This window comes from Mesorhizobium sp. M7A.F.Ca.AU.001.01.1.1 (genome assembly GCF_004022735.1).
Classification (GTDB): domain Bacteria; phylum Pseudomonadota; class Alphaproteobacteria; order Rhizobiales; family Rhizobiaceae; genus Mesorhizobium; species Mesorhizobium ciceri.
This window is the reverse complement of the sequence record NZ_RZPF01000574.1, coordinates 1-4,359: the sequence shown is the minus strand read 5'-3', so window position 1 is coordinate 4,359 and position 4,359 is coordinate 1. Positions and strand designations below refer to the sequence as shown.

Sequence of the window (4,359 nt, the reverse complement as noted above, 5' to 3'; positions counted from 1 at the left end):
CGATATACTAATGTCTCGAACCACACCCCTGCCGCCGCTCGACTGGCTGCGCAGTTTCGAGGCTGCGGCGCGGCTGTCGAATTTCACCGCGGCGGCAGCCGAGCTTGGCCTCACCCAGGCGGCCGTCAGCCAGCACATCCGCTTTCTCGAGGAGCGGCTGAAGACACGTTTGTTTTCGCGGCTGGCGCGCGGCGTCGCCCTGTCGCCGGAGGGGGCAGCCTACCTCCCCCACATCCAGTCGGCCTTCGCCACCATCGGCAACAGCACCGCGGAACTGTTCGAGCCGCGCGCCGTCCAGACCGTGACCATCCGGGCGCCGATTTCCTTTGCCTTGCTGATGCTGGTTCCGGCGCTGCCCGATCTCGCGAAGGCACTGCCGCGCATCCAGCTCGACCTGGTGACGATCCATCGCCCTACCGATTACGACCTGCCAGGCTCGGTGCTCGATATCCGTTTCGGCAACGGATCCTTCCCCGGCCGCGAAGCCGACAGGCTGACCGCCGAGCGGCTTGTGCCGGTGGCGGCTCCGGGTCTGGTCGGCGACGCAGACTGGACCTCCTTGCCGCTGCTTCTGGTTGCCGGCGCGCGCGAGATTTGGGCGGAATGGTTCTCTGCCGCCAGGCTGGCCGGCCATCCCAGGCGATCGCACCGCTTCGACAGCTTCGTTGCCGCCATGGAAGCGGCCAAGGCCGGCGCCGGCGTGCTTTTGGGCTCGCGGCCGCTGGTCGATGCGGCGCTCGACAGCAAGACGCTGGTCAGGCTTTCCGACTTCGAACTCTCCAGCACATCGGGCCATTTTCTGACCAAGGCGTCGACAGCGCGCCTAACCGGCGCCGAGCAGGATTTCCGCCAGTGGTTGCTGTCGCGCCTCTCCGCGCCGGCATGATTGGTTACGAGATTTGCCCGATCCGCTTCCAGTAGATCAGCGTGCCGGTCAGCCCGCCATGCGGCTTCAGGGCATAGTCCGGTATCTCACCGGCCAGCGTGAAGCCCAACCGCTCATAGAGGCCTGAGGCGCCCTCCTCGGTTGCCGTGTCCAGAACCAGCAGCGTGCGGCCCTTCTCCACCGCAAGGCTCTCGGCGGCCCGCATCAGGCGCGTTCCCACGCCCCTGCCCCGGTAGTCTGTGCGTGTCATCAGCTTGGCGATCTCGGCCCGGTGCGGCTGGTTGGGCGGACAGTCGGGCAGCAAGGTCACGGTGCCGACCAGGTTTTTGCCGTCCCAGGCGCCAAGCATCGCTCTTTCGCCCCTTGCCGCCGCGGCCAGCGATTTCTCCCAGAAACCCCTCGCCGCCTGCGGCGCCAACGGATGCATGAAGCTGACCGAACCGCCTGCCGCCACCGTTGCGACCAGCAATTCGGCCAGCCCGTCCTGCGTCTCGGCAGCCGGGGTCAGGGTTGCGATCTCGATCGAGTTCATGTGCGGGATATCCTGTGATTGCGATAGAAGCGGGCGCATTGCCGTCACTCCAGATGGCGCGCGCGGCGACGCTTTCGCGCCGCCTTGATGGCGCTGATGCGGTCGGCATCTTCGTGCCCGAGGTGCCGCCCGCGCTCGAGAATCTCGAGCGTGTACTCCTCGTAGGTCAGGCCAAGCCGCTCGGCTCTGTCCATGCGCAACAGCATGACCTCGTGGCTCGGCGCCTTCCACGCCTTGGCGTGCGCTGCCTGCCAGGCCAGGAAGATATAGGGATCGCCCGTGCCCCATGGCGGGCCCTTGTACTCATCGAGAGGCGGCCCCCCATTGTGGGAGCGCTTTGGTCTCTTTGCCATTGTGTCAGCCTCTGACCAGGGCGACCAGATAGTCGGCGCCGGGCTCCAGGGCATGGAAGGTGCAGTCCGACGGCGCCCCAAGCGCCAGGCAGTCGCCGGGCTCGAGCTTGTGCGCCATATCGCCTTCGATGAATTCGAGCCGCCCGGAAATCAGCCATATCTGCTGCTTGATGAAGGCGTATGAAGCAGCCGGAAAACTGACCCTGGCGCCCGCCGGCAGATGCACCTTGATCAGTTCCAGCGGCATATCGCCAGCCGGCGAAAGATGCCGCCTGACATAGCCGGTATCGGGATCGCGCCATACCGGCTGGTCGGCCTCGCGCAGCAGCCCGCCGCCCTGCAGCTCGGCGCGCGCGATCAAGGTCGACAGCGTCATGCCGAAGGCCGACGCGATGCGCACCAGAAGCGCCGCCGTCGGGCTGGTCTTGCCTCGCTCGATCGTGCTGAGCATCGCCTTCGAGACGCCGGAATGCTCCGCCAGTTCGGCCAGGGACCAGTCACGCATGACCCTTTCGGCGTGTATCCTGCGGCCTATCGTCGAGGAAATTTCGTTCGCTATATCATCCATATGTCTATTATAGTGAAATATTGACGCCGGAGAAGAGCCGCCTTGCGACAATTTTCACAGGCCCCTTAATGCTCTCTACACCATCCGACCTCATCGGGCCTTAACCCCATTCGGGTAGGATCGACTCTCCAGGGAAATGGGGATTGGCCTGTCCATGTATGTCGAACGCGAAGCCTCCGTGGGGGAACCGACCTCGCAGGAGCGCCGCCAGACCGAGCAGAACGACAAGCGCATCCTCGGCAATGTCGTGCAATGCGACGGCGCTCGCGCCACCATCAGCGCCTATGCGGACGATGCCGACGGCGCGGTGACCGGCCTGTGGACAGTCGGCAAGATGATTTCCATCAATCTCGGATCGACGCGAACCGTCGGCCTTGTCTACGCGATCGGCAAGTCGGACCGCGCCTGGAGCAATGAGGGCCAGAACGCCATCGAGGTCAGCATCGAGTTGATCGGCGAAGTCCGTGACGGTGCGGAGCCCGGCGCCAGACCGGTCTTCGACCGCGGCATCACCACCTATCCGCATATCGGCGCCGTTGCGCATCGCATCCGCACCCGCGACCTGCAGGCGGTCTATGACCTTGCCGGGCGTCATTCGATCACGATCGGCACGCTCGCGCAGGACGAGACGATCGCCGCCAACATCGCTATCGACGATACGCTGGCGCGTCACTTCGCCATTGTCGGCACGACCGGCGTCGGCAAATCCACCGCCGTTTCGCTGCTGCTGCGCAAGTCGATCGCGGCACGGCCGGATCTGCGCATCCTGATCCTCGACCCGCACAACGAGTTCGCGGCATCGCTGCCCGAATACTGCGTCAGGGTCGATTCCAAAACCTTGGATCTTCCGTTCTGGATGTTCACGCTGGAGGAATTCGCCGAGGTGCTGTTCCGGGGCCGCGAGACCGAGCCGGAAGAAATCGATGCCTTGCGCGACCTGATCCCGGCCGCCAAGAATCTCTACCGCAACCCGAATTCGGGCTCCTATATCAGGCGCGGCAGCGATGCGCTGACCGCCGATACGCCAGTGCCTTACCGCATCGCCGACCTGCTGAAGCAGATCGATGAGCGCATGGGCATGCTCGAAAGCAAGACCGATCGCCCGACGCTCAAATCGCTGAAGACGCGCATCGAATCGGCGGCGGCCGATCCACGTTATCGCTTCATGTTCAACTCGCGCCTGATCGAGGACACCATCCACGAGACGATCGGCAACATCTTCCGCGTGCCGCATCATGGCCGTCCCGTGACCTGCTTCGAGATGGCCGGCATGCCGTCCGAAGTGGTCAATTCCGTCTGTTCGGTGCTGGCGCGCCTGGCCTTCGATCTCGCTCTATGGAGCGAAGGCAAGCTGCAGCTTCTGTTTTTGTGCGAAGAGGCGCACCGCTATATGCCGGCCGACCCGCGTCTCGGATTCGCGCCGACCAGGCATGCGCTGTCGCGCATTGCCAAGGAAGGCCGCAAATATGGCTGCTATCTCGGCGTCGTCACCCAGCGCCCCGGCGAGCTCGACCCGACCATCCTGTCGCAATGCTCGACCTTCTTCGCCATGCGGCTTGCCAATGAGCAGGACCAGGCGATCATCCGCTCGGCGATTGCCGACTCTTCCGCCTCGACGCTTGCCTTCCTGTCCTCGATGGGCCAGCGCGAAGCCATCGCCTTCGGCGAAGGCGTGGCGACGACCATGCGGCTGAAGTTCGAAAAGCTGCCGAGCCACCTGCTCCCCGGCACCGCCAAACGCGAAGAGGCCACGTCGAAGCCGGGCGACGATGTCGATCTGGTGGCGATCGTGGAACGATTGCGCAACGTGCCGAAATCGACGCAGCAGGCGATGGCCTTCGCCGAGGTCGTGGATTCAGGCCGCCAGGCCGGCGACCCCGACTACCGCAAGCCACCCGCCGCACGCCCGCCATCGGACGACGATTTCGACATGCGCTACGGCCTCAAGCCCGCAACCTTCGGCCTGCGCCCGCAAAACGATTGAGCTTGCGACCCGGCTGTTCTGCCGGCCGATTGAGAA

5 protein-coding genes are annotated in these 4,359 nt (G+C 64.7%); 2 read left to right on the top strand and 3 right to left on the bottom strand.

What is annotated here, in order from left to right; genetic code table 11:
- Window positions 1–10: 10 nt before the first annotated feature.
- The gene (locus EN884_RS27375) at window positions 11–886 is read left to right on the top strand and encodes a LysR family transcriptional regulator (RefSeq protein WP_128360840.1); all 876 of its coding nucleotides are present in this window, start codon (window positions 11–13) and stop codon (window positions 884–886) included.
- A 4-nt stretch (window positions 887–890) separates the two neighbouring features.
- Here EN884_RS27375 and EN884_RS27370 read toward each other — a convergent pair whose 3' ends face one another.
- The 3 genes from EN884_RS27370 to EN884_RS27360 are packed head-to-tail and all read right to left on the bottom strand — an operon-like array spanning window position 891 to window position 2,339.
- Window positions 891–1,418: a GNAT family N-acetyltransferase gene (locus tag EN884_RS27370; RefSeq protein WP_063170265.1), complete on the bottom strand. Its 528-nt coding sequence runs from the start codon at window positions 1,416–1,418 to the stop codon at window positions 891–893.
- A 44-nt stretch (window positions 1,419–1,462) separates the two neighbouring features.
- The gene (locus EN884_RS27365; RefSeq protein ID WP_013531040.1) at window positions 1,463–1,771 is read right to left on the bottom strand and encodes a hypothetical protein; all 309 of its coding nucleotides are present in this window, start codon (window positions 1,769–1,771) and stop codon (window positions 1,463–1,465) included.
- A 4-nt stretch (window positions 1,772–1,775) separates the two neighbouring features.
- Window positions 1,776–2,339, bottom strand: coding sequence for an XRE family transcriptional regulator (locus tag EN884_RS27360; RefSeq protein WP_027160588.1), 564 nt, complete (start codon window positions 2,337–2,339; stop codon window positions 1,776–1,778).
- Between the two features lie 154 nt (window positions 2,340–2,493).
- Between EN884_RS27360 and EN884_RS27355 the strand changes: the two genes are divergently transcribed.
- Window positions 2,494–4,323, top strand: coding sequence for an ATP-binding protein (locus EN884_RS27355; RefSeq protein WP_024501408.1), 1,830 nt, complete (start codon window positions 2,494–2,496; stop codon window positions 4,321–4,323).
- Window positions 4,324–4,359: the final 36 nt, after the last annotated feature.

Excerpts from the sequence above, each read along its gene's own strand:
- EN884_RS27375 (WP_128360840.1), top strand. The coding sequence starts at position 11 with ATGTCTCGAACCACACCCCTGCCGCCGCTCGACTGGCTGCGCAGTTTC.
- EN884_RS27370 (WP_063170265.1), bottom strand. The coding sequence starts at position 1,418 with ATGAACTCGATCGAGATCGCAACCCTGACCCCGGCTGCCGAGACGCAG.
- EN884_RS27365 (WP_013531040.1), bottom strand. The coding sequence starts at position 1,771 with ATGGCAAAGAGACCAAAGCGCTCCCACAATGGGGGGCCGCCTCTCGAT.
- EN884_RS27360 (WP_027160588.1), bottom strand. The coding sequence starts at position 2,339 with ATGGATGATATAGCGAACGAAATTTCCTCGACGATAGGCCGCAGGATA.
- EN884_RS27355 (WP_024501408.1), top strand. The coding sequence starts at position 2,494 with ATGTATGTCGAACGCGAAGCCTCCGTGGGGGAACCGACCTCGCAGGAG.